This window comes from Polynucleobacter sp. MG-5-Ahmo-C2 (genome assembly GCF_018687735.1).
In the GTDB taxonomy this organism is placed as follows: Bacteria; Pseudomonadota; Gammaproteobacteria; order Burkholderiales; family Burkholderiaceae; genus Polynucleobacter.
This window is the reverse complement of sequence record NZ_CP061304.1, coordinates 1,204,734-1,225,351: the sequence shown is the minus strand read 5'-3', so window position 1 is coordinate 1,225,351 and position 20,618 is coordinate 1,204,734. Positions and strand designations below refer to the sequence as shown.

The window sequence follows — 20,618 nt, the reverse complement described above, 5'->3', positions numbered from 1 at the left end:
CAATGTATTACTCATTGCTGCATTTACTGGAACAACTAGATCCATGGACTTTTCTACTCTAATCCTCTCTGCTGGCGTTGTCGCCTTAGCGGAGATGGGTGATAAAACTCAACTCCTTTCATTAATGTTGGCTGCGCGTTATCCCAAGCAAGCTTTAGCCATCATTGCCGGGATATTTCTTGCTACCATCGCAAACCATGCATGCGCCGCCCTCTTGGGCCATTGGTTAACGACCTTGGTATCACCAGATGTAATGCGTTGGATTTTGGGATTGAGCTTCCTGGGCATTGGTTTGTGGCTTCTGGTGCCCGATCATATCGATGATGTTGCTGGATCGAGGGTAGCCGATCGTGCTTGGCAAGTATTTCTGCTGACAGTTGGCCTATTCTTTTTGGCCGAGATGGGGGATAAGACCCAAATTGCGACGATTGCTTTAGGCGCAAGATATGAAGATGTTTTCTCTGTAACGGTTGGCACCACATTGGGGATGATGTTGGCGAATGTCCCAGCTGTTTGGATCGGTCAAAAATTTACCAAGCGTATGCCGATCAAGTGGGTGCATGCGGTGGCGGCGGTAACCTTTATTGCCATTGGTATCGCCACGCTGATTTGGAATTAGTGGGATCTTGAGGGGTCTGCAGCAACACTAGCCAAGGCTTAAAATAAGACTATGAAAACTGATCTGCCACAGAGCTTTCGTCGACTCGAATACCGACCTCCCGTTTATACCTTTGATCAAGTAGAGCTTGATATTGCACTAGATCCTGCACGTACGATTGTGAAGAGTCGGATTGAGGTTTTGCCGGGTAAGGGTTTTGCAGCCGGAGCACCATTAGTTTTGGTAGGCCAAGAATTGGAGTTTGTGAGTTTGCGTATTAATGGTGAGGCACATCGTCACTTTGAACTAACTCCTGAATTTTTGACAATTCATTCTTTGCCAAATGAAGGTAAAGATAAATTCATTGTTGAAATCATTTGCGTTTGCGTACCCGAGAAAAATACTTCTCTCATGGGCTTGTATGTTTCTAATGGAAATTTCTTTACGCAATGTGAGGCTGAAGGTTTCAGAAAAATTACTTACTTCTTAGATCGTCCAGATGTGATGGCGCGCTATCGTGTGACATTGCGTGCACGCGAAGCGGAATACCCAGTCCTCTTATCGAACGGCAATCTATTAAATACTGAAAAGTTACCCAATGGTTGGCATAGTGCCACTTGGGAAGATCCTTTCCCAAAACCTTCCTACCTGTTTGCCTTGGTGGCTGGTAAGTTGGAATGCATTGAAGAAAGCATTACCACCGGTAACGGCGCCAAGAAGTTATTGCAGATCTGGGTAGAGCCCCATGATCTTAAGAAAACCCGTCATGCGATGGATTCTTTAATTGCCTCGATTCATTGGGATGAAAAACGTTTCGGTCTTGAGTTGGACTTAGAGCGTTTCATGATTGTGGCGGTGGGTGATTTCAATATGGGCGCAATGGAGAACAAGGGATTGAATATATTCAATACCAAGTTTGTACTAGCGCAACCCGAAACTGCAACCGATGCAGACTTTGCCAATATTGAGAGTGTTGTTGCGCATGAGTATTTTCATAACTGGACTGGTAATCGAGTCACTTGCCAGGATTGGTTTCAGCTATCCTTGAAGGAAGGCTTAACCGTATTTAGAGATCAAGAGTTTTCAGCTGATCAAATGGGTAGCGAGTCTGGCAGGGCTGTAAAGCGCATTGAAGATGTGCGCCTACTTCGTCAACTACAGTTTCCTGAAGATGCGGGTCCGATGGCTCATCCGATTCGTCCTGATGAATATCAAGAGATCAGCAACTTTTATACTGTGACCGTGTATGAGAAGGGCTCCGAGGTAGTGCGGATGTATCAAACCCTGCTAGGCAAACAAGGCTTCCGCAAGGGCATGGATTTATATTTCAAGCGCCATGATGGTCAGGCGGTAACTTGTGATGATTTCTTAATGGCAATGGCCGATGCTAATGGTAGAGATCTTACTCAATTCAGAAATTGGTATAGCCAGGCAGGTACACCGCGCGTCAAAGTGCAAGAGCATTACGACCCGACAAAAAAACAATATCAAATTACATTGACTCAAAGCTGTGCCCCCAGTCCTGGGCAGCCAGAGAAGAAGCCTTTTCATATTCCATTGAAGATGCGCTTGATTACAAAGAGCAATGATCAAGCAGAGCAATTATTAGAGCTAACTCAAGCAAGTCAAAGCTGGACTTTTGACAATATTGATGAGCGCCCAGTGCTTTCGATTAACCGAGATTTTTCAGCCCCAGTAAATTTAGATTTTGAGCAAAGTGAAGCAGACCTTTTAACGCTGTTCTCGTCTGACGATGACCCATTTAATTGCTGGGAAGCGGGTCAGAAATTGGCCATGCAAATGATTTTAAACAATCGCTTGCCCGACGCTCAATTGATTGAAGCCTACCGCAATCTTTTGCTTGATCCTAATCTAGATCCAGCCTTCAAGGAGCTTGCACTAACGCTGCCTGCCGAGTCTTATTTATATGAACAGTGCACTAGCGTAGACCCACAGAAAATCTTTACTGCACGCCGCGCCTTCCGAAAAGAGCTTGCTAAGCAGTTACAACTAGAGTGGGCTGCCTTGTATCAACAAATGCAAACACCCGGACCATTCAAGTCTGATGCGGTGGATGCTGGCAAACGTGCTCTGAAAAACTTGGCGCTCAGTATGTTGCTGGAAGCCAATCCAGCGATTTGGTCTCCGCTGGCGGTCAATCAGTATCGAATCGCCGACAATATGACTGATCGTTATGCTGCTTTAGCGGGATTGGTCATTCATGGAGCCAAGGAAGCAAAAGATTGCTTGATTGACTTCTATGAGCGCTTTGCAAATGATGCATTGGTAATCGATAAATGGTTTGGATTGCAATCGAGCCGCCCACCCGTCGATGGTCGGGATTCCACATTGAGTAATGTGAAGGGCTTGCGTGAACATCCTGCATTCAAAATGAATAACCCCAATCGAGTGCGCAGCGTGATTCATGCTTTCTGCTCCAACAATCCTGCGAGCTTTCATCAAGCAGATGGCAGTGGCTATGAATTTTGGGCTGATAGTGTTGTCACTTTAGATCCGATTAACCCTCAGGTAGCTGCTCGGTTGGCTAGAGCCTTAGATCGCTGGCGTCTATTTGCTCAACCCTATCAAGATAAGATGAAAGCGGCCTTAGAGCGCGTAGCCGCCTGCCAAACCCTCTCTCCAGATACCAGGGAGGTAATAGGCAAGGCATTAGGTCACTAGTCTTTTAGATAACAGGGCAAAATAGAGCCTTAAAGTACGATATTGGCATCAACAATCGGAGAAACACCTTTGTCCTCAAGCATCAATCACACGTTCAAGCAGTATTTAGTCAGCGCCAAACCAAAAGGTGCTGCCATACCTTTAGGCCTTCAGGATTTGTTGCTTGCAGTGGTCAATACTTGCTCGACCTTAAGTCATGAAGTAGCACAGGGCGCCTTGATTGGTTTATTAGGCTCAGCTGGAAGTGGCAACGTACAGGGTGAAGTACAGCAAAAGCTAGACATTATTGCTAATGATCAATTGATAGATGGTGTGAAGGGCTGCAAATCGCTGGCAGGCCTTGCCTCCGAGGAAATGGAGCTACCTGTGCCAGTCCAAGGTACTGGTGACTACCTTCTCTTGTTTGATCCACTGGACGGTTCATCCAATATTGATGTGAATGTTTCTATCGGAACAATCTTTTCTGTTTTGAAGAAGCAAGATCCAAAAACTCCTTTACAAACTTCTGATTTCTTATTGTCAGGACGTAACCAAGTGGCTGCAGGTTATGTAGTGTATGGTCCGCAGACCACTATGGCCCTGACATTGGGTGATGGCGTGGTGATGTTTACTTTAAATAAAGAGACTGGCGAGTTTTTGCTTATTAAAGATGCCGTCACTATCTCGCCTTCAACCAAAGAGTTTGCAATCAATATGTCCAATATGCGTCACTGGGCCGATCCAGTCCGTCGCTATGTAGAGGAGTGCTTAGCCGGCACCACGGGTACACGTGATAAAGACTTTAATATGCGTTGGATTGCATCAATGGTGGCTGATGTTCATCGCGTTTTATCTCGTGGTGGTGTATTTATGTACCCTTGGGATAAGCGTGATCCAAGTAAGGCTGGTAAGTTGCGTTTAATGTACGAAGCAAATCCAATGAGCTTCTTGGTGGAGCAGGCTGGCGGTGCTTCTATTAATGGCACTCAGACCATTATGGATCTGCAACCAACAGGTTTGCATGAGCGTGTTTCAGTCATGCTGGGATCCAAAGAAGAGATTGATCGCTTGCGGCAATATCACGCTTGAGCTAATGCCCTGGTTTGATCTTAGGGCTTCACTTGTTTCTTGAGGTAGGCGAGCGACTCTTCTACTTGGTCAATCAGAATAAGGCAGATATCTCCTGCAGAGATGTCGTTTAGGGCAGTATCGATTGCCTTAAATTCTCCATGAATTTCTTTCACTTGCTTGGCTTTAGTTGCGCCTACTAGACCTTCTTGCAGGAGCTTGAGCACTTCACCATCTTCACGACCACGTTGGCAAGCATCTTGATACAAGATGACATTGTCAAACGAATTACCTAAGATACGGGTGAGATCGCGGATATCTTCATCACGTCGATCCCCAGCGCCGCTAATCACAACGTGACTCTTCTTTGGCTTCATGGCTTCAATGGCGCTCGCTAAGGCGCGCATGGCATCTGGGTTGTGGCCATAGTCAGCAATTACGGTTGCACCGTTGTGTTGGAATTGATTAAAGCGACCTGGTACAGAACTTGCATCACTCTCAAAACTATGAAGACCACGTGCAATTTTTTCGGCGTCAAGTCCGAGGGCCCATGCTGCTCCAATTGCAGCCATAGTATTTTCCACTTGGAAGCCAAGCACACCATTTTGAGTAAGCGGAATTTCGCTAACGGGGAAGCGGTACATCACCCGCGAACCTTTTGAGGCAACAATATAGGTGCCATCAAAGTAGATCACTTTCTTATTTTTCGCGCGATGCGCAGCAATCACTGGGTGATGTTGGTTTTGAGCAAAGAAAATGACCCGTCCAGAACACTTGTCACCCATCTTAACGACCATCGGGTCGGCAGCATTCAGGACGGCTGCGCCAGTTGGTGCAACGTTTTGCACAATTACCCGCTTGAGAATAGCCAGATCTTCCACGCTAGTAATGTAGTTCAGGCCCAAGTGATCGCCTTCGCCAATATTGGTAACTACTGCCACTTCACATCGATCAAAACCAAGACCTTCACGCAGCATCCCACCGCGAGCAGTTTCTAATACGGCAGCATCCACATCTGGATGCATTAATACATTGCGCGCGCTCTTCGGTCCGCTGCAATCACCAGAATCAATTAATCGATGGTTGATATAGACGCCATCGGTCGTAGTCATGCCAACGCGTAGTCCAGTCTCATTTAGTAAATGAGCAATCAAGCGTACGGTAGTTGTTTTGCCATTGGTACCAGTGACCGCAACAACTGGAATACGGCCATCTTCACCGGGCGGAAACATCGTATTCACAATATCTTCACCAACGGGACGGCCTTTTCCGTAAGACGGCTTGAGGTGCATGCGTAAGCCAGGTGCGGCGTTGACTTCAACGATGCCACCACCTTGTTGCTCTAAGGGTTTGTAGATAGATTCACACAAAATATCTACGCCTGCAATATCAAGACCAATCATTTGTGCTGCAGCCACTGCGCTAGCGGCAACATCAGGGTGGACATCATCAGTTACATCAGTTGCAGTTCCGCCTGTACTCAAGTTTGCATTGTTACGAAGGAGGACGCGTTCCCCGGTTTTAGGGATGTACTTGGGGGTGAGTCCGTTGCTAGCTAAGTGGGCGAGGGCAATATCATCAAACCGAATTTTGGTTAGTGCAGTGGCATGCCCATCGCCTCGTAATGGATTTTTATTTTCTATCTCAACGAGTTCAGCAACGGTATGGGTGCCATCTCCAACAACTTGAGCGGGTTCACGACGGGCCGCCGCAGAGAGACGATTTCCAACCACGAGTAAGCGATAGTCAGCACCCGGGAGGTAGCGCTCAACAATCGTTTCGCGACCAAAGCTTTGGGTTACTTCAAAGCCGGCACGGATTTCTTTTTCCGTTTGAATATTGGCAACAACACCTTTACCTTGATTACCGTCTTTTGGCTTTAATACGACCGGACCACCAATTTCTTGTGCAGCACGCCATGCATCGTCAGCTGAAGTGACCACCTCGCCAGTTGGTACTGAAACACCTGCTGCGGCTAGTAAATTTTTGGTGAGATCTTTATCTTGAGCAATCGCTTCAGCAATGGCACTGGTATCACTGGTCTCAGCAGCTTGAATTCGCTTTTGTTTACTGCCCCAGCCAAACTGCACCATACTGCCTTCAGTCATGCGACGGTATGGAATGTTGCGCTGTACTGCTGCATCAACAATAGAACCAGTACTGGGGCCAAGACGGACATCTTCATAGAGGGCTTCTAGTTCAGAGAGGGCTGCAGCAAGATCAAAAGGTGCATCATTCAATGTGGCTTGAATGAGGGCAAAGCCAAAGTCAAAAGCCATGCGACCGACAACTTCTTCGGTATATTCCACAACCACCTGATATACGCCAACATCCACAGTCTGGACAGTGCGACTAAAAGTAACAGGGCAACCAGCTTGCGCTTGCAAGCCAAGGGCGGCATGTTCTAGGGCATGAGCAAGCGAGAGTACTTCATTGTGACCGCCACGACGCATACTGCCAAGTTGTGGAAAGCGTTCGCGAATCTTGGTTTCAAACTGGGGGATGGAATCGATGGAGCGCTCAGCCTCATCGCAAGAGACGATTGCTTCTAGGGCAGTGTGTCGGCTCCATAAATTAGGGCCGCGCAACATACGAATACGGGTGATTTCCAATTAAGCCCCTGGTGCAGTAGTGAGGTCTGGCACAAATGTTTCCGCACCAGCTTCGATAACATTAAATGGTATATCTAGTGCCCAGGCAGCGGCAATGGCAGCACCTAAGTTCATACCTTTCCATGGGGCGCTATTGTCTGATTCGGAGTGGCGTGGTACGGGAATTGATTTCTGATCCAACTTACCAGACTTGAGAGTAATTTGTTGTTTGCCAACTAGCACAACACGACCTCCGTTTTCCAGATGAGTTTTGACAACATCAGAATTCGGTTTTTCACTAAACAAGATCACTTGACCATCACAGAGCTCTGCCATCTGCACACACATCGGATCGTCAGCATTGAGAACGCCAACTCCAGTTGGGAGTACCACATCAATCTGGGTGCGTATAACGCTAAAGACTTGCTCTTCATCATAAATAGCGTATTTAGGAAAGTTAGCCTTTGGGTCTACATTAAGGACTACGCCAACTTGGCAGCGATCATAAGCTAAGCCTTCAATCAGCATAGAGAGATGATTATTTTCAATGACGACCGCTTCTACGGCGCGATTGAGTAAAGTGCGGCGCGCATTTTCCCAATTGGATGCATTGGTATTAGGGATCGCGCGATTGCCAAAAAACAAGCCTTTACTGCATGAGAGGCCAACATACACATTGGTTAGACGTAGGAAGTGGGCAATCATTTCTGCAACAGGCGTTTTGCCATTTTCACCACAAATACCTACAACTGGAATACGGAAATCTGTCCCTGGAGGGAAGAGGTGTTGAGCAATTTCTTTGCCAACGGGTTGTGGTTTTCCACTCGCAGGCTTCAAATGCATTAAGAGGCCGGGGCCAGCATTTACTTCCACGATGGCAGCATTTTGTTCTGCTAGTGGGCGACTGATATCTTGTGCAACCAAATCGACACCGGCTATCTCAAGGCCAACTACGCGTGCTGCTAGGGCCACTTGGTGAGCTACGTCTGGATGAATCAGATCGGTTACATCAAAAGCGACATTGCCGTTACTTTGAATGAGCACTTTGTGATCTGCGGTAGGAATACTATCGCCTGTGAGTTGTTGACGTGCGAGCTCAAGCTCTACTGCTGAATCAATGCGAACTGGATTGAGCGGATGCTCTTCTGCAGTACCGCGACGGGGATCTGAATTGATTTGTATTTGAATGAGTTCGTAAACAGAGTGCTTACCGTCACCAGTAACCCAAACGGTTTCTCCTTTGGCGGCAGCAACGACTTTATTGCCAACTACCAGTAAGCGATGTTCATCACCCACAATGTGGCGCTCTACTAAAACTTCGCTACCTTCATCAATCGCTACTGCATAAGCAGCCTCGATTTCTTGTTGGGTGTAAAGGTTAATGAATACGCCACGACCATGGTTGCCATCAATTGGTTTAACAACAACAGGTAGACCAATGTCTTGTGCAGCTTCCCATGCATCGTCAGGGCTAGTAACAGTTCTACCTTCAGGAGTGGGGACGCCAGCACTCCGTAATAGGCTCTTAGTTAAATCTTTATCTCTAGAGATGGTTTCGGCAATCGCACTAGTTTGATCGGTCTCTGCGGTCCAGATACGACGTTGCTTGGCGCCGTATCCCAGTTGGACTAAGTTGCCTTCTGATAAACGAATCGAGGGAATGCCACGCTCTTCAGCTGCATTGACAATACACGCTGTGCTTGGCCCAAGCAAAAGATCATCGCCAAGGTCGCGGAGCTTTTCGATGATGTCACTCACCAGCGCAACACTATCTCGATTGTCTTGCGCTAAAGCTAAATACAAATCACGTGCATATTTGAGCGCAGTTAGGGTGACTTCTTCATTAATGGCGCTCACCATGACTTTATAGACACCTCGTCTATCACCATCACGTGCTTTGCCAAAGCCACCTGGAATACCGGCTAAATTTTGTAACTCAAGCGTAAGGTGTTCCAGAATATGCGCAGGCCAAGTACCTTCTTCGACGCGCTTTAAGAAACCGCCGGTCTCTCCATAACTGCAACGATGTTCAACGAGACTCGGTAGAGCCTGAACTAGTCGCTCATAAAAACCGGGAATGAGGTTAGAGGGATAGTCCTCCAAATCACCAATATCTAGCCAAACCTCAATGACGGGATGGTAGGTCCACATATTGGGGCCACGGAGATGCTTAACACTCAGGATCTCGATGGATTTATCTAGTAATTGGGGCATGGGGTATTGCGAGTTCTGGGGCCTGGGTTTGGCTATGACGCGTCAGACAGTCTCTCTATTTATAGTTTTTATTTAAAACTCACAAAATTAGCAAAAGTACATAAAAAGGGCTAGTTCATTAATTTAACGTTTTTACAGCCCTAAAGTTGACAGGATCTATAAATCTAAAAAATCTAGCTCCACTATACTTTTAGTGTCAATGAAGCCAGAAATCCTACCTTTTGCCCCCGCTTTGCCAAGCTATTGGCAAGCTATTTTGCAGGACCATAAATCTCCAGTCCACAGCTTTGATGCTTTGCTAGCATGGGTTGAACTCGATTTGGGTGCGGATCTTCGCTTTGAAAAAAGCCTGATTTGGCTGAGCGAAGAAGGTCTTTTTTGGACCGATGGTAAGCAATTTGAGTCTTGGTCTATAGGGCAGAAAGAGCATTTGATTCATGGGGATCATGCTGGGGTGGGGCATTTAAGGCTAGAAACTGCCGATAGTTTGCTGCGAGCTTGGTATTTCACCTTGGCAGTAAACCCACAAGTTCTCCGCTTGCAATCAAGCTTTAAGCAACTCACTAGAGGAGAGGCAGAAAGTAAGAGCGAGTCAAGCGAATACGATAAACAAGTTTGCCCAGTTTGCTTAAGTCCAAAACCGGCCAATTCAGATTTATGCCCTACTTGTGACCCAGAGGACGACACTCCACCTTCTACCTGGACTTTATTCAAGCTCTGGCGTTTTGCAAGACCCTATAAGAAACAACTTGCGCTGGGTTTTGTGTTGACCTTGCTATCTACTGGCGCAACGCTTATTCCACCTTATCTCACCATGCCTTTAATGGATCACGTGTTGATTCCATATGAGCGTGGCAACCCAATAGATTTTCATTTAGCAAGTATGTATTTGCTGGCTTTATTTGGGGCAGCAATTGTTGCCTGGGGTCTGGGTTGGTGGAAAACATACTTACTTGCATTGGTGAGTGAACGTATTGGCGCTGACCTACGTAATACCACTTTTGAGCATTTACTTAAGCTTTCTCTAGAATATTTTGGCGGCAAACGTACGGGTGACCTGATTGCGCGCATTGGCGCAGAGACTGATCGTATCTGCGTTTTCTTGTCTTTGTACGCTTTAGATTTTGCAACTGATGTACTCATGATCACCATGACTGCGGCAATCTTGGTGTCGATTGATCCTTTACTTGCTTTAGTGACATTAGCTCCATTGCCATTCATTGTTTGGATGATTCATGTAGTACGTGATCGCTTGCGTTTTGGCTTTGAAAAGATTGATCGCATTTGGTCTGAAGTTACCAATATCCTAGCTGACACTATTCCGGGTATTCGGGTAGTGAAAGCATTTGCTCAAGAAGATCGTGAGCTCAAACGTTTTGTTGACTCAAACAAGCACAATTTACAAATCAATGATCGTGTGAACCGTGTGTGGGGATTGTTTTCTCCAACCGTGACATTACTCACAGAAACTGGATTATTGGTTGTCTGGGGTTTTGGTATTTGGCAGGTTGCGCACCAAAAAGTAACAGTTGGTGTATTGATTGCCTTTTTAGCTTACATCGGACGTTTTTATATTCGATTAGATTCAATGAGTCGAATTGTTTCTCATACACAAAAAGCAGCCGCAGGCGCGAAGCGCATTTTTGATATCTTGGATCACGTATCGAGCGTTCCCGAGCCAATCAACCCAGCGCCATTAGGACAAGTTCAAGGCCGCATCGCCTTGCGTGGCGTGGGCTTCCGCTATGGAAACCGCGCTGTATCTAAAGGCATTGATTTGGATATTGCCCCCGGAGAAATGATTGGCCTGGTAGGGCATAGCGGTTCAGGCAAGAGCACTTTGGTGAATTTGATCTGTCGTTTTTATGATGTGAACTCTGGTTCAATTTCCTTAGATGGGCGCGATATTCGCAGCATTCGAATTGCCGACTATCGCAAGCGTATTGGCTTGGTCTTGCAAGAACCATTCTTATTCTTTGGCACGATTGCTGAGAATATTGCCTACGGAAAACCGGACGCTACTCGTGAAGAAATTATTGAAGCAGCTCGTGCAGCCCATGCCCATGAATTTATTCTCAGACTCCCGCTTGGTTACGACTCCTTAGTTGGTGAGCGTGGTCAATCTCTTTCGGGTGGAGAGCGTCAACGTATTTCAATTGCGCGCGCGCTTCTCATTAATCCAAGTATTTTGATTTTGGATGAGGCAACATCATCCGTTGATACCACTACCGAAAAAGAAATTCAGCGCGCATTAGATAACTTAGTTAAAGGCCGCACAACAATCGCGATTGCGCATCGTCTTTCAACACTTAGAAAGGCTGACCGTCTGGTAGTTCTTGATAAGGGAGAGATTGTGGAGATTGGTTCACATGACCAGCTGATGGAGACCCAGGGGGCTTACTACACCTTGTATCAAGCGCAGTTGCGTCATGCTGCCGAGTTGGTTGAGGGTGGCGCTATCGGTGAGAGTCTTGAAGAGGCTCATGCGGAAAAGCAAGAAGAGCAACTAGAAGTGATTGCGAAAAATATTGGAGGTGGCGTATGAGTAAGGCGCATCAACTAGAGCGCGATGCACTTGGCCATTTAGTATTTATCGACGCAAAAGGTGAACGTCATATTGGAGTTCATCCAGTTCGAGCATTTCCAATTACCGCACCTGCTGCCGGTATTGGCATCATGAATCAATCCGGCAAAGAAGTATGTTGGTATCCAGATGTTTCGCTCATTCCAGAGGCAGAGCTTGCTCTGATTGAGGAAGAATTGGCTGCCCGTGAATTTATGCCGGTCATCGAGAAAATTACCAAGGTGTCGACATTTGCAACGCCCAGTATTTGGGATATTGAAACGGATCGAGGTCCCACTCGTATTCGTTTGAAGGGTGAAGAGGATATCCGCAGAATCGCCGGAAATACCCTGTTGATTGCTGATTCTAACGGTCTGCAGTTCCTGATTAAGGACTCTACCGAGCTGGACAAGGTCAGCAAAAAGCTCCTAGATCGCTTCCGGTAGTAGGGCGGTGTATTGGCAATGAAAAGGTCGCCAGCTCGATTCCTGCAAGCGGCACCAATGGATAACTAGGGTAATTACCTAGATATTTAGCCCCGAATTACCCCTGACAAATCTCGCTAAATAGCCATTATCATTTTGTGCATTTAATGTGTATTTAATGCGGTTTTTAGGTCCAAATGTAAGTACACTAAACGCAGTCCGTAGCTTGATTGATCAGGGTTTCCACTAGATTGCAGAAGCTTGCACGTAACGATTTTGAAATAATTGATGGCAGTCAAGTTCTGATAGCCTATCTTGTTTAAAAATCACAGACACATTAAATAAGCCAAAAATAAATTGGCAAACCATTACAGGAGCACACATTATGAAGATGAAGTTAAAAGGGGCATTGATTTCCACCGCCTTAGCCCTCGGTGTCGCTGGCGTTTCACCTGCATTTGCAGCATGGGAGCCAAGTAAGCCTGTTGAATTCATTATTCCTGCCGGTCCTGGCGGTGGTGCCGATCAAATGGCGCGCATGATTCAAGGGATCATTACCAAAAATAATTTGATGAAGCAGGCGATTATCCCTGTGAATAAAGGCGCTGGTGCTGGTGCTGAGGGTTTCTTGGCAATGAAAGAAGCTAAGGGTGATCCAAACAAGATCGTGATCACACTCTCGAACTTGTTTACCACTCCATTGGCTACTGGTGTTCCATTTAATTGGCAAGACATCACTCCAGTTGCCATGTTGGCGCTTGATCAATTTGTTTTGTGGGATAACGCTGAAAAGCCATACAAAACAGCAAAAGAATATATTGATGCCGCTAAAGCAGCGGGCCCAGGTAAATTCAAAATGGGCGGTACAGGTTCTAAGCAAGAAGATCAAATTATTACCGTAGCGATTGAAAAAGCAACCGGCGCTAAATTCACTTACATTCCATTCAAAGGGGGTGGCGACGTTGCTGTTCAGCTCGTTGGTAATCATATTGATTCTTCTGTGAATAATCCAATTGAAGCAGTTGCGCAATGGCGTGCTGGCAAGTTGCGTGCTCTCTGTGTATTTGATGACACGCGCATGCCTTACAAAGAAAAGATTACCGATACGCAATCTTGGTATGACGTTCCAACTTGTAAAGAAGCAGGTGTTTCAACTGACTACACCATGTTGCGTGGCATCTTCATGGCTCCTGGCGTGACACAAGAGCAAGTTGATTTTTATGTGGAGTTATTCAAAAAAGTACGTGCGACAGCTGAGTGGAAGAAGTTCATGGCTGATGGTGCTTTCAACCAAACATTTATGTCTGGCAAAGAATTTAGAAACTGGCTCACCTTGAATGAGGCACTTCACAAGCAATTAATGACCGAAGCTGGATTCTTGGCTAAGTAATCAGTAGGAAATCAGATAGGACCTCCATCAGGGGGTCCTATTTTTTAAGTAGTGCGTTAATCAACTTTATTAATGAACAAAGCAAATGTCTGAACATACAAATAATTCAAATCAAGACTCAGTGATCAGTGTGCGATCAATGGATATCATCACCGCCTTCCTGTTTATGGTGGTAGGGCTGATCGTGATGGTAGGTAGCATCAAGCTTGGTGCTAGCTGGGGTAGTGATGGCCCAGAAGCGGGATATTTCCCTTTCTATATTAGCTTAATCATCCTTCTTTCAAGCGCGGTGACTCTTTACCAAGCGGCGATCGTGAATAAGAAAAAGAAAACAGAGTCATTTGTTGATAAAGAATCCTTCAATCAGGTGATGGCTGTATTGTTGCCAGCGGTTGTGTTCGTGCTTGGTGTTCAGTTAATTGGTATTTATGTCTCCTCAGTGTTTTATATCGCCATTTTCATGGTTTGGCTTGGTAAATATCCGCTTTGGAAGGCAATTGCAGTATCAGTTGGGGTGAGCGTAGCCCTATACCTCATGTTCGAGTTTTGGTTCCAAGTTCCATTGCCACATGGTTCATGGTTTAACCCGCTCGAGTTTGTTGGTGTGAACTAAAAAAATATAAATAAAAAAGATTAGAGAAAAAGGAGTTCAAGTTGGAAGAAATTAGCGCTCTATTCAACGGCTTTGCTGTTGCAATGACCCCATTTAACCTGCTGCTGATGCTGGTAGGTGTAACACTCGGTGTGATTATTGGCGTACTACCAGGATTGGGTGGTGCCAACGGCATTGCAATTCTGTTGCCATTGACATTCACAATGCCACCAACATCAGCCATCATCATGCTCTCTTGTATTTACTGGGGTGCATTGTTTGGTGGTGCGATTACATCTGTTCTCTTCAATATTCCAGGTGAGCCCTGGTCAGTTGCGACAACTTTCGATGGTTACCCAATGGCCCGCAACGGCAAAGCAGGTGAGGCGCTAACTGCAGCCTTTACCTCTTCTTTCGTTGGCGCATTCTTTGCGATTGTGATGATTACGTTCTTGGCGCCTTTGGTTGCTAAGTTTGCTCTGCAGTTTGGGCCACCTGAGTTCTTCTCGGTGTACTTGCTAACCTTCTGTAGTTTCGTGGGCATGAATAAAGGATCGCCGTTCAAGACAATCTCCGCCATGATGTTGGGCTTTGCCTTGGCTACTGTCGGCATGGATACTGTTACTGGTCAATTGCGTTTGACATTTGGTCACCCTGAACTCATGCGTGGCTTTGACTTTTTGATCGCTGTTATCGGTTTGTTTGGTATCGGTGAGATATTGCTCTCGATGGAAGAAGGTCTTGCATTCCATGGTGCAGCAGCTAAGATTCGCCGCCAAGTGGTTCTCGAGACCTGGGCAAAGTTACCTAAGTATTGGGCTACTTCATTACGTAGCTGCTTAATCGGTTGCTGGATGGGTATCACCCCAGGCGGCGCGACGCCTGCCTCATTTATGGCTTATGGCGTTGCAAAGCGCGTTTCTAAGAATGGTGAGAACTTTGGTAAAGGCGAGATGGAGGGGATTGTTGCTCCTGAAACTGCGGCCCACGCTGCAGGTACTTCAGCACTGCTGCCAATGTTATCTCTTGGTATCCCAGGCTCACCTACGGCAGCGGTATTGCTCGGTGGCTTGTTGATCTGGGGTCTACAACCTGGCCCATTGCTTTTCGTAGAGAAGCCAGACTTTGTTTGGGGCTTGATTGCAAGTATGTATTTAGGTAACTTGGCTGGCTTGTTTGTAGTATTAACATGTGTGCCATTGTTTGCTTCAATCTTGAGAATCCCATTCTCAATCATTGCACCAGTCATTATTGTGATTTGTGCCGTGGGTGCTTACACCGTTCACAATGCGACATTTGACGTTTGGTTGATGTTGGGCTTTGGCGTACTGGGCTATGTCTTTAAGAAACTTGACTATCCAATGGCCCCAATGGTCTTAGCTTTGGTCTTGGGTGACCGCGCAGAAGACTCCTTCCGTCAGTCCATGTTGATCTCACAAGGTAGCTTAGATGTTTTCTTCTCTAACTATCTAGTGGCTGGTATTTCATCTGTTGCTTTGCTCCTGTTGTTCTGGCCATTAATAGGCAAGTTCATTGGTAAGAAGAAGGTGGCCGCATAAAGCTTAGCTGGTCAAAAGCCAGTCTGATCTGATTAAAAAGGGGCGCAAGCCCCTTTTTATATGGCACATCATAAAATCCGATAAAATTATCCATCATGAATTCCCGCAAAAACCACCTCGTTCACTGGATTGCTGCAATTGCAATTGCAATGAGTGCGCTGGCACCTGCAATGTCTCAGGCGGTATCGTTGGCAAAGCATGGGCAAGGTTTTTCGATGGAGATTTGCGTAGCCGACGGTATCAAAATGCAAATTGATGTTCAGGATGATGGCAAAGACCTTGCGGAGCAAGTTCAACCATGCCCTTTTTGTATTGCCCAAAGCAGTATTACTCCTGCATTTAATACCAACCTCAAATTTCAGGCACCGCAAACCTTTGCATTTCTGCCGCAGCTTTTCTATCAATCTCCCAAACCACTCGTTGTTTGGGTAAAACCGCCATCAGCAGCACCTCCAGCACAAGCCTAAGAAATTATTAGGGCATAGCCTAGCTATGTATTTGGTAACAAATCAGTTGCCGTGTTTTGTGCGGGGAAATTAATGTTGTTTAAGAAAAAGAATGTGAGCGTATATGCGAGCATGCTCGTCGGCTCATTTCTCATCAATGCTAGTGTGCAAGCTCAAATAGCGCCACCGCCTAATTATGACCAGAAGCTATCTGACATGGTAGTTACTGCGACAAAATCAGGGACTACTCTGCGTGACATGACTCAGAATACGACCATCTTGACTAAAGAGGAATTAGAGATTGCTCCGGATCAAACAATCGACCAGATCTTAAAGAATCAGACAAGTGTATTTTTAAATGATCAACCTTTTTATGAGAAGGACCCAACCGGGCAAAGCATTAATGTACGTGGATTAGGCAATGCTAGAACATTAGTTTTGATTGATGGGGTACCCGCAAATGATGCTATGTATGGAACTGTGCAATGGAATTTAGTACCCATGTCAGCCATTCAGGATGTTGAATTTATTCGCGGTGGTGTCTCGGCTTTGTATGGAAATATGGGCATGGGTGGAGTAATCAATATCACAACCAAGCCTATTGACGGCAATAAGGGGGAGGCATCAGCCAGTATTGGATCTTACTCAACAGGCACTGCAGCAGTATCAAATGAATTTGCATTGAACGACTCTTTTAAATTAAGAGCTTCTGCGGACTACTTTAGCACTGAGGGTTATCAGAATATTGCATCCATCTCTCCATCATCACCGAGCGCTGTTAAACCAGGAATGGGAAATGAAAGTGCGGAAAATGCAAACTACAGGTTACAAGGTTCAGCAAAGCTAAGTCGAGATACTGATGGCTTTTTCAATCTTGGTCTGCATTCAATGTCAAATCTACCTACGGGTGGTTACAGTTTTGCCAGAAAATCCACCAATGAGATGACTCTTTCGGGTGGCACAACTACAAAGCTAAATTCTAGCGAGCAGGTTCAAGTGAATGGTTATTATGAAAATACGACATTACAACAGCAAAATGTGAGCTCTACTAATCCGTATATTAATGCCTCCTTTCATAATCCCTACTATCAACTTGGAGGATCTGCCCAATACACAAGTAATCTTCAAAATCTAGTAATTGATCAATTCATCATGAGCGTGGATGCGAAGCAGTTATCAGCATCTAATTTTCAGAATAACTACGCTTCACCTGGAGCGGCAAATTACCAAACAAGCAAAATGGGGGCGCTTACTTCACAGGTAGTTGCACAGGGCACCCAAAATTTTGCAGGCGTTCTAGGGCAAGTTAAATCAAAATTACCCTCAGCCCCTCTTCAAGCAACTTTATCTGCTAGGGTCGACAGATGGAACAGTGAGGTTCCCATAAATTACACGCAAGCTGTTGGAAGCTCGCAGATCAATCAGGCTGTGCCAGATCAATCAAGAACAAAATTTAGCCCAAATTTAGGGTTGCTTTATAACGCAACGAAAGAGTTGGATTTTCGGGCTGCTGCCTATCAAGCATTTCATGCGCCAGGCCTCAACAATACGATACGTAGTTATGGTTCGGGATCTAGCTATGTTGGGAATAATCCATATCTTTCGCCTGAAAATATGACTGGCTATGAATTAGGTTCCGACTATCGGTGGAGCTCCGGCTTTATTCAGGTAACGGGTTACAACGCAAGCGTTACCAACGCAATTGCTACCTATACTCTAACGAGCGCTCAAATTGCCAGTACTTGTGCTCCAGTATGTAGTGCTGGTGCCAAATCCTATAGTAACGACCAATCGCTTCGGAGCGCCGGTCTAGAGCTGCAAGCACATTACGATATGAGCACAAAATGGGCGGCCGATCTTGGGTATACGCTAACCAAAGCGGTACTCACCTCGACCTATGGTGCAATTGATCAAACACTGAATCCTACTGGCGTTCAGATTGCCGGAACACCCAGAAATATGGGGAGTGCAAATATCACCTACTATCCAATTTCAAAAACAAGCTTGACTGCTTCGGTTCGTTATGTCGGAAACTCTTGGTATGACACAGCCCATACTCTACCAATTCCGGCCTATGCCGTATTGGGTGCAAGGGTCAACCATGAGGTGACTACAAATACCTCAGTTTATTTAAGCGCAGTTAACCTTTTGAATCGTAACTACATTACCTTTGGATCGGGTTCGCAATATATTGCTGGCCAACCTCAGACAATTACGGTTGGTGCACGTATCATCTTCTAGCTATGAGATTTCACTTACATTCTTTTTCGCGCTTGACCATATTAGGCGTCGTCCTAATGGGCCTGTTTGGCCGTGCTCAAGCCCAAATGGATCATTCATCCTCGAAGATGCCTAATAAGGCAAGTAATACCTGCCAAGGATTTGGATTGGATTGCGCCAATGCAGCTACCCCATATTTTTCTGATGATGGAAATTTGCTCCTTGCATGGACAGCAAATGGAGTGGTATCCCTAGGACAGTCTTCCGATCTAGGTAAAACATTGACGTCGACTGTCAAAATTGCAGAGCACGGTAAGTCATTAGATATTGGTAGTGATGCGCGTCCGCAGATTGTTGCTGATAAACAGAACAATGTTTTTTTGGCTTACGCTTTTTTCAAAGACGCCAATTGGAATGCCCAGATTAATGCCGCTAGATCAACTGATGGAGGTAAGACTTTTACTGCCCCAGAACCTTTAGTTCAAGATGGATCTAGTCAGCGCTTTCCCTCGGTCCTAATGAGGGCTGATGACTCCATTTTTATTTCTTGGATTGATAAGCGACTTGTTGCTGCTGCAAAGCCGGGCGGTAGCAAACGCTTGGGTGGTTCAATTGCCTACTCATTTTCAAGTGATAGTGGAAAAACATTTGAAGCCGAGAAATTTGCTAATGAAAATAGTTGCGAATGCTGTCGAATTGGTGGCGCTTTAGATGCGCAAAATCAGCCGGTGATTGTGTATCGAGCTATATTTCCTGGAGGTATTCGGGACCATGCAAGCCAAGTGATTTCCGCTAAAGGTGCTGGGCCAATTCGTAGGGTAGCAGATGATGACTGGAAGACGGATGCCTGTCCGCATCAAGGCCCATCGATTGCGGTATCCGGATCTGGAAAATTCCATGTGGCGTGGTATACCCAAGGGACAAAGCGCGCAGGCGTCTTTTATGCGAACTCTAGCAATCAAGGCATCAGTTATTCCAAGTCTGTCAAAATCGGCTCAGAAGGGGCTAATGTCTCTAGGCCTTATCTCTTCGCTCTAGGTCAGCAGGTATGGTTAGCGTGGAAAGAGTTTGATGGCGCGCATTCATTGGTTTACATCAAACAATCAACCGATGATGGTAAAACGTGGAATACACCACAAATGATTTCTAAAACAAATGGGTATAGTGATCACCCTCTGTTGATCAGTCAAGGTGATACAGTATTTTTATCCTGGCTTACTAGGATTGATGGGTATCAATTGATTAAGGTTGGACAAAAATAATGAAACAATGTGTACTCGCCTTAATCATTGCGATTGGATCAATGAATTTTGCGTTTGCAGATAAGGCAGTCATGAAGCCATATCAGAGCGGTGATTGGTCTAGCTTGGTGAAGAGTGCAAATGGTGCGCCAATGGCAATTCATTTTTGGGGTGTTACTTGTCCTTCGTGCGTTAAGGAGATGCCGCTCTGGGGAAATTTTCTGAAGGGTAATCAAAGCGCAAAAGTAATCTTTATTCAGGTGGATGACGTAACTTCTGAAAATATGCAAAAAATGCTTAATAAGGCTGGTCTTGATTATGCGAATAATTACTATGTTGCAGGCCCTTTTGATGAGCGCTTACGTTACGAGATTGATCCAAAATGGCATGGTGAGACCCCGACTACTATTTTGATAGATAAAAATGGTAAGCCCTCCAGAAAAAGTGGATTAATTGATTTTCGTAAACTGCAGAGCGCATTGAATGGTGGCGCTTAAATTATGAATATAGGCGTATCAAAAATAACTAGGAGGATTTGGAAATGAAATCAAAATTATTTGTGGTGATGTGTGCAGCAATGGGTATTGCCTTAAGCGGTAATATCTCAGCGCAAAATGTTTCACAAACTGTCCGCACTAGTGCGATCAAAATTGAGAATGCCTATACGCGCGCTACGATGCCAGGTCAACAAGTAGCTGGTGGTTTTATGAAGATTGAAAATAAGGGTAACTCTACCGACCAATTGTTATCAGCGAACTCACCAATAGCTGGTGAAGTGCAATTGCATGAGATGGCAATGGAAGGCAATGTGATGAAGATGCGGCAGGTGAAAGACATTGCGGTACCAGCGGGTGGCGCTGTTGAATTAAAACCAGGCGGCTTACATCTCATGTTCATGAATATTAAAGCTCCATTAAGCGCTGGTGAGACAGTGCCAGTGAAGCTGAAGTTCGCTAAAGCAGGTGAAGTCGAGGTGAAGATGCCGGTGAATGCAATGGGCCAGAATGCAAAACACTAACCTTTAGGTGCTCAGTGACGCAAAGAAAAAGC

14 protein-coding genes and 1 pseudogene are annotated in these 20,618 nt (G+C 45.6%); 13 read left to right on the top strand and 2 right to left on the bottom strand.

The window, feature by feature from the left end; all coding sequences use genetic code 11:
* The first annotated feature begins 43 nt into the window (after window positions 1-43).
* The 3 genes from C2740_RS06330 to C2740_RS06320 all read left to right on the top strand — a co-directional run bounded on the left by C2740_RS06330 (window position 44) and on the right by C2740_RS06320 (window position 4,348).
* Window positions 44-619 (top strand): TMEM165/GDT1 family protein, encoded by a 576-nt coding sequence (locus tag C2740_RS06330; RefSeq protein ID WP_215292411.1) that lies wholly within the window; start codon window positions 44-46, stop codon window positions 617-619.
* A gap of 51 nt (window positions 620-670) precedes the next feature.
* Window positions 671-3,280, top strand: a complete 2,610-nt coding sequence (gene pepN, locus C2740_RS06325; RefSeq protein ID WP_215292409.1) for an aminopeptidase N — start codon at window positions 671-673, stop codon at window positions 3,278-3,280.
* 69 nt (window positions 3,281-3,349) lie between these two features.
* Entirely contained in the window at window positions 3,350-4,348 is a 999-nt protein-coding gene (locus C2740_RS06320; RefSeq protein WP_215294341.1) for a class 1 fructose-bisphosphatase, read from the top strand.
* A 20-nt stretch (window positions 4,349-4,368) separates the two neighbouring features.
* Here the strand turns inward: C2740_RS06320 and cphA (C2740_RS06315) are convergent, their stop codons facing one another.
* Window positions 4,369-6,939 carry a cyanophycin synthetase gene (gene cphA, locus C2740_RS06315; protein WP_215292407.1) on the bottom strand — a complete coding sequence of 857 codons (2,571 nt, stop codon included), beginning with the start codon at window positions 6,937-6,939 and terminating at the stop codon, window positions 4,369-4,371.
* 9 nt (window positions 6,940-6,948) lie between these two features.
* Window positions 6,949-9,132: pseudogene (cphA, locus tag C2740_RS06310) on the bottom strand (cyanophycin synthetase); the annotation flags it as partial.
* A gap of 199 nt (window positions 9,133-9,331) precedes the next feature.
* Here cphA (C2740_RS06310) and C2740_RS06305 point away from each other — a divergent pair.
* From C2740_RS06305 to C2740_RS06260, 10 genes are all read left to right on the top strand, one after another.
* Entirely contained in the window at window positions 9,332-11,677 is a 2,346-nt protein-coding gene (locus C2740_RS06305; RefSeq protein WP_215292403.1) for an ABC transporter ATP-binding protein, read from the top strand.
* A complete protein-coding gene (locus C2740_RS06300; RefSeq protein WP_215292402.1) occupies window positions 11,674-12,141 on the top strand; it encodes a DUF1854 domain-containing protein in 468 nt (155 codons plus the stop codon). The genes C2740_RS06305 and C2740_RS06300 overlap by 4 nt, the downstream gene beginning before the upstream one ends.
* Before the next feature lie 370 nt (window positions 12,142-12,511).
* Complete coding sequence (locus tag C2740_RS06295) at window positions 12,512-13,510, top strand: tripartite tricarboxylate transporter substrate binding protein (RefSeq protein ID WP_215294340.1); 999 nt, start codon at window positions 12,512-12,514, stop codon at window positions 13,508-13,510.
* Window positions 13,511-13,595: 85 nt separating this feature from the next.
* Window positions 13,596-14,123 carry a tripartite tricarboxylate transporter TctB family protein gene (locus C2740_RS06290; RefSeq protein WP_215292400.1) on the top strand — a complete coding sequence of 176 codons (528 nt, stop codon included), beginning with the start codon at window positions 13,596-13,598 and terminating at the stop codon, window positions 14,121-14,123.
* A 41-nt stretch (window positions 14,124-14,164) separates the two neighbouring features.
* Entirely contained in the window at window positions 14,165-15,661 is a 1,497-nt protein-coding gene (locus C2740_RS06285) for a tripartite tricarboxylate transporter permease (protein ID WP_215292398.1), read from the top strand.
* Window positions 15,662-15,756: 95 nt separating this feature from the next.
* Window positions 15,757-16,128, top strand: a complete 372-nt coding sequence (locus tag C2740_RS06280; protein ID WP_215292397.1) for a DUF2946 family protein — start codon at window positions 15,757-15,759, stop codon at window positions 16,126-16,128.
* A 72-nt stretch (window positions 16,129-16,200) separates the two neighbouring features.
* A complete protein-coding gene (locus tag C2740_RS06275; protein ID WP_215292395.1) occupies window positions 16,201-18,348 on the top strand; it encodes a TonB-dependent receptor in 2,148 nt (715 codons plus the stop codon).
* A gap of 56 nt (window positions 18,349-18,404) precedes the next feature.
* Window positions 18,405-19,589, top strand: a complete 1,185-nt coding sequence (locus C2740_RS06270) for a sialidase family protein (protein ID WP_215292393.1) — start codon at window positions 18,405-18,407, stop codon at window positions 19,587-19,589.
* Window positions 19,589-20,065 (top strand): TlpA disulfide reductase family protein, encoded by a 477-nt coding sequence (locus C2740_RS06265; RefSeq protein ID WP_215292392.1) that lies wholly within the window; start codon window positions 19,589-19,591, stop codon window positions 20,063-20,065. The genes C2740_RS06270 and C2740_RS06265 overlap by 1 nt, the downstream gene beginning before the upstream one ends.
* A 44-nt stretch (window positions 20,066-20,109) precedes the next feature.
* Window positions 20,110-20,586 (top strand): copper chaperone PCu(A)C, encoded by a 477-nt coding sequence (locus C2740_RS06260; RefSeq protein WP_215292390.1) that lies wholly within the window; start codon window positions 20,110-20,112, stop codon window positions 20,584-20,586.
* Window positions 20,587-20,618 lie beyond the last annotated feature (32 nt).

Bases quoted from the DNA above. Each gene is read 5' to 3' on its own strand.
- C2740_RS06290 (WP_215292400.1), top strand. From the start codon at position 13,596: ATGTCTGAACATACAAATAATTCAAATCAAGACTCAGTGATCAGTGTG.
- C2740_RS06275 (WP_215292395.1), top strand. From the start codon at position 16,201: ATGTTGTTTAAGAAAAAGAATGTGAGCGTATATGCGAGCATGCTCGTC.
- C2740_RS06270 (WP_215292393.1), top strand. From the start codon at position 18,405: ATGGGCCTGTTTGGCCGTGCTCAAGCCCAAATGGATCATTCATCCTCG.
- C2740_RS06295 (WP_215294340.1), top strand. From the start codon at position 12,512: ATGAAGTTAAAAGGGGCATTGATTTCCACCGCCTTAGCCCTCGGTGTC.
- C2740_RS06265 (WP_215292392.1), top strand. From the start codon at position 19,589: ATGAAACAATGTGTACTCGCCTTAATCATTGCGATTGGATCAATGAAT.
- C2740_RS06300 (WP_215292402.1), top strand. From the start codon at position 11,674: ATGAGTAAGGCGCATCAACTAGAGCGCGATGCACTTGGCCATTTAGTA.
- C2740_RS06260 (WP_215292390.1), top strand. From the start codon at position 20,110: ATGAAATCAAAATTATTTGTGGTGATGTGTGCAGCAATGGGTATTGCC.
- C2740_RS06330 (WP_215292411.1), top strand. From the start codon at position 44: ATGGACTTTTCTACTCTAATCCTCTCTGCTGGCGTTGTCGCCTTAGCG.
- C2740_RS06305 (WP_215292403.1), top strand. From the start codon at position 9,332: ATGAAGCCAGAAATCCTACCTTTTGCCCCCGCTTTGCCAAGCTATTGG.
- pepN (WP_215292409.1), top strand. From the start codon at position 671: ATGAAAACTGATCTGCCACAGAGCTTTCGTCGACTCGAATACCGACCT.
- C2740_RS06280 (WP_215292397.1), top strand. From the start codon at position 15,757: ATGAATTCCCGCAAAAACCACCTCGTTCACTGGATTGCTGCAATTGCA.